Genomic DNA, 3,640 nt, shown 5'->3' with positions numbered 1-3,640 from the left:
GCGACCGCCCCTTACACATGCCTCGCCTCGCGCACCCGTCTCAGATCTCGGGCGCCCGTCTCAGACCTTGCGCGCCACCGCCCCGTACCCGGGGATGACTCCCTCGTCCTGGCCGGGTACGGGCTCGCCCAGCTCGGGGTGCCACTGGTGCGGGACCTCGACGCCGGGGGCCACCAGGTCGAAGCCGTCGAAGAAGCGGGTGAACTCCTCGCGGGAGCGCAGGGCGAGGGTGACGCCCGCGGCCTTGAGCTTCTCCGTGGCCGCCTTCGACTCCTCCGGGGTGAAGTCGGCGGTCGCGTGCGTGACGACCAGATAGCTGCCGGAGGGCAGCTCGGCCGTCAGCCGCCGGACCAGGTCGTGCGCGCCGTCCTCGTCGGAGACGAAGTGCAGCAGCGCGATCAGGGAGAGCGCGACGGGCCGGTCGAAGTCCAGCACCTTCCTGGCGCCCTCCATCACCGCGCCCGGGTCCCGCACGTCGGCCTGGAGGTACTCGGTCCGCCCCTCGGGGGTCCCGCGCAGCAAGGCCGCCGCGTGCGCCAGCACAATGGGATCGTTGTCGCAGTAGACGACCCTCGCGTCGGGGGCGACCTCCTGGGCGACCTGGTGGAGGTTCGGCTCGGTGGGGATACCGGTGCCGATGTCGAGGAACTGCCGTACGCCGTTCTGGGCCAGCCACCGCGTGGACCGGTGCATGAAGGCACGGTTGACGCGTGCCATCACCGGCACTCGAGGGTCGAGGGCCAGCATCTGCCGGCCCATCGCCTCGTCCACCGGGTAGTTGTCCTTGCCGCCGAGGTACCAGTCGTACATCCGCGCGGGATGGGGTCTGCTCGTGTCGATCTCGACGGGGGGCCTCCCGCTCATGACGAACTCCATAAGGTTCTGCAGCAGTCAATGATCAATTCAGGGCCAACATAGGGGGATCGGCTGAACAACAGAGAGTGCGCAACAAGTCAGGAGAGCAGGAAGTCGGCCACCCCCGCCTTGGCCCCCTGAATGAAGGCGTCCATCTCGTCGGGCGTGTAGATGAGGGCCGGCCCGTCGGGGTCGGTGGACTGCCGTACGGCGATCCGGCCGTCGGCGAGCTTCATCGCCTCCAGGCAGTTGCCGCCGTTGCCGCCGCTCCAGGGCTTGTGCCAGCCTTCGCTGCCCAGCTCCCGTGCGGGCATTCCGTTGTAGACGCGGATGTGCGACTGCGAGTGCGTGCGCGACTGCGGCTTGATGCGATCCATTCGGTGTCTTCAGAGCTCCTTGCGGAGATCCCGGAGGATCTCCTTCGTGCGTTGTGCCGTGGCGGCCTGCGCCGCCATGCGGTCCATGACCTCGAGGTGGGTCGCCACCTCGGAGCGGTCGTCCAGGTAGACGGCGCCGGTCAGGTACTCGCTGTAGACCATGTCCGGGAGTTCGGGCATGGCGAAACGGAACAGGACGAACGGCCCGTACGTGCCGGGATGGGGTCCTGTGTCGAAGGTGGTGACCTGCACCGTCACATGGGACAGCTCCGTGACCTCCAGCAGTCGGTCGAGTTGGGCGCGCATGACGTCCGGTCCGCCGACGGGACGGCGCAGGGCGGTCTCGTCCATGACGAACCAGAGCCGAGGGGCGTCCTTACGGGTGAGCAGTTCCTGCCGCTGCATGCGCAGGGCCACATGCCGTTCGATGTCGTCGGGTCTGGTCTGGCCGATGGCGCCCGAGACCATCACCGCGCGCGCGTAGCCCTCGGTCTGCAGCAGGCCGGGGACGAAGTGCGGGTCGTAGCTGCGGATGAGGCCGGCCGCGCCCTCCAGGCTGACGTACATGGAGAACCAGTTGGGCAGGATGTCGTGGAACCGCTGCCACCAGCCGGGTTTGTTGGCCTCCTCCGCGAGGCGGACGAAAATCTCCGCCTCCTCGTCCCCGACGCCGTACGCCTTCAGCAGGAGCTGGAGGTAGGGGATCTTGAGGGCGACCTCGGCGGTCTCCATACGGCGGACCGTGGCCGGCGCGACATGCAGGATGCGCGCGGCGTCCTCCCGCCGGATGCCAGCGCGCTCGCGCAGATCCAGCAGACGCCGGCCGAGCACCACCTGGCCGACCGTCGGCGCGGACCGCGGCTCGCTCATCTCGCAACTCCATCCGACGTGAAAAGCCCGACACGAACCCGTACACCTGGTCCCCACAGCCCGGCGGCGCCATCCGGAAGTCCGCAGTTCACATGCGTTTCCGCATACATACGGACACTGTGCGTGCATGTGAACGTTGTGCGAGGGATTTCCAACTGGCGCCGCTACACGTGCTGTTGCGTGCAGTGTGCCATGACCGTTCAGAGAGTCATACGGCACTCTGCAATTTTCAGAGTGACACTTGCCAAGTGTTCATGGCGCGGCGATAGTGGCAAGCGTGATTCCGCCCCCTGCGCCGTTAGGAACAGACGCCGCCGGTGACCGCCTCGGTCCCGGTCCGGCCGCCGGGGCGAGCCCCGATACCACCGCCGACCGCCGGTTTCGATTCGAGCTGGCCGCGCACCCGGGTGCCGTGGCTCAGGCCCGGCGCGTGACACGTACCCAGCTCACCGGCTGGGCCCTGTGCGAGGACACCTGTGACACGGCGGCCCTGGTCGTGTCCGAGCTGGTGACCAACGCGATCGTGCACACCGCGAGCGCCCAGATCGTCTGCGAGCTGCAGGACGGCGACGACCTGGTGCGGATAGCGGTACGCGACGAAGGCTGCGCTCCCGGCGAGCCGCATCCCTCGCCGCAGCGGCCCGAGGAGGAACACGGCCGGGGGCTGCTGCTCATCGAGTCCCTCTGCCGTTCCTGGGGCGCCCAGCCCGTCGGCATGGGCCTGCTGGTCTGGGCCGACGTCCCCCGAGGCGTACTGGACGTGGCCACAGCGGCCCGCTCCGACCTGGGCTGGGGCGCGAAGAAGCCGCCCAACGACGACCGCGGCGGCGAGGCGGACGCCTGCCACCGCGCGGGGACGCGGGTCGAGGACCGTTCGATGCCCGATCGGGGCAGTTCGATGCCCGAACGGGGCAGGACGGGGGCCGAACGAGGCAGGACGGGGGCCGAATGGGTGTGAGCGCGTCGATCGGCCCCACCAGTGCCTTCGGTGGGGGCAGAGTGGCCCGCGTGGTGAGCCTCGACACCCTGACCCGCCTGCGCCGCGCCCAGCGGCCCGTGGCGACGCCCCGCCCCATCCCGCTGCCCGAGGGCATGACCACGCCCATGGGCTGCGACGCCGTCGCCGTCCCGGCGGACATCGGCCCGCTTGTGCTGCCCCGGCTGCCCCGCGTCGGCTGTGTCTACGCCGACCGGGAGCACTGGTGGTGGCTTGTTCCGGCCGACTCCGACTATGCGCTGGAGTGGCCGGAGCCGGCGCGCTACACCACCGGAGCGTTGGTCTCCGACGGTTCGGCCGCGCTGATCCACCGGCCGGAGGGGACGATTCCCTATACGCCGCCGATACCTCTGTACCTGGCGGTGTGCCGGGTGACGGGGACGACGCCTGCGTGGTCGCGGACCATGACGGCCTGAGAGCTGCGGTGGTTCGGCTTCTGCGTCGGGCGTGGTTCGGCTTCTGAGTCGGGCGGCGTTGATCGTTCGCCAGGTGCGCCTTCCGGGTGGGGGTTGTCGGCTCGTGGGCGGGTGCGGGTGTGGGT

The 3,640-nt window shown here is 69.7% G+C and carries 5 protein-coding genes; 2 read left to right on the top strand and 3 right to left on the bottom strand.

The window, feature by feature from the left end:
- Nucleotides 1-60: 60 nt before the first annotated feature.
- The 3 genes from AOK15_RS09735 to AOK15_RS09725 form a co-directional block, all read right to left on the bottom strand.
- Nucleotides 61-876, bottom strand: coding sequence for an SAM-dependent methyltransferase (locus tag AOK15_RS09735; RefSeq protein ID WP_055514874.1), 816 nt, complete (start codon nucleotides 874-876; stop codon nucleotides 61-63).
- Nucleotides 877-953: 77 nt separating this feature from the next.
- Nucleotides 954-1,232, bottom strand: a complete 279-nt coding sequence (locus tag AOK15_RS09730) for a DUF397 domain-containing protein (protein WP_055514872.1) — start codon at nucleotides 1,230-1,232, stop codon at nucleotides 954-956.
- 9 nt (nucleotides 1,233-1,241) lie between these two features.
- Nucleotides 1,242-2,102 carry a helix-turn-helix domain-containing protein gene (locus AOK15_RS09725; RefSeq protein ID WP_055514870.1) on the bottom strand — a complete coding sequence of 287 codons (861 nt, stop codon included), beginning with the start codon at nucleotides 2,100-2,102 and terminating at the stop codon, nucleotides 1,242-1,244.
- A gap of 430 nt (nucleotides 2,103-2,532) precedes the next feature.
- Here AOK15_RS09725 and AOK15_RS09720 point away from each other — a divergent pair, with 430 nt between their 5' ends.
- A complete protein-coding gene (locus AOK15_RS09720) occupies nucleotides 2,533-3,060 on the top strand; it encodes an ATP-binding protein (RefSeq protein WP_420876888.1) in 528 nt (175 codons plus the stop codon).
- On the top strand, nucleotides 3,051-3,515 hold the full coding sequence (locus tag AOK15_RS09715) for a hypothetical protein (protein ID WP_055514868.1): 465 nt from the start codon (nucleotides 3,051-3,053) through the stop codon (nucleotides 3,513-3,515). Before AOK15_RS09720 ends, AOK15_RS09715 begins: the two co-directional genes overlap by 10 nt.
- Nucleotides 3,516-3,640 lie beyond the last annotated feature (125 nt).

It is taken from the genome of Streptomyces ossamyceticus, assembly GCF_001418475.1.
In the GTDB taxonomy this organism is placed as follows: domain Bacteria; phylum Actinomycetota; class Actinomycetes; order Streptomycetales; family Streptomycetaceae; genus Streptomyces; species Streptomyces ossamyceticus.
This window is presented reverse-complemented; position numbering and strand designations above follow the sequence as displayed.

Excerpts from the sequence above, each read along its gene's own strand:
- AOK15_RS09725 (WP_055514870.1), bottom strand. The coding sequence starts at position 2,102 with ATGAGCGAGCCGCGGTCCGCGCCGACGGTCGGCCAGGTGGTGCTCGGC.
- AOK15_RS09735 (WP_055514874.1), bottom strand. The coding sequence starts at position 876 with ATGGAGTTCGTCATGAGCGGGAGGCCCCCCGTCGAGATCGACACGAGC.
- AOK15_RS09715 (WP_055514868.1), top strand. The coding sequence starts at position 3,051 with ATGGGTGTGAGCGCGTCGATCGGCCCCACCAGTGCCTTCGGTGGGGGC.
- AOK15_RS09730 (WP_055514872.1), bottom strand. The coding sequence starts at position 1,232 with ATGGATCGCATCAAGCCGCAGTCGCGCACGCACTCGCAGTCGCACATC.